Raw genomic sequence first — 238 nt, forward strand, 5'->3', positions numbered from 1 at the left:
GAGCGTGCACGGCGCGAACAACGCCGTGTTCGTCCAGGCCGAGGCCGCCGGCGACCTGATGTTCTACGGCGCCGGCGCGGGCGGTGTGCAGACCGCCTCCGCCGTGCTCGGCGATGTCGTCTCGGCCGCGCGCCGCCACATCGCCGGGGGTGTGGGCGTCGGCGAATCCACGCGCGCCAACCTCCCCACCGTGCCGATCGGACGCGTCATCACGCGGTACCAGATCACGCTCGAGGTC

The 238-nt window shown here is 73.1% G+C and carries 1 protein-coding gene; it reads left to right on the forward strand.

The features are described from left to right. A partial coding sequence (locus tag ACZ3HG_RS24810; protein WP_465335196.1) for a hypothetical protein occupies positions 1-238 on the forward strand: 238 nt, incomplete at both ends.

It is taken from the genome of Erwinia sp. PME.40.26/001 (assembly GCF_055556675.1).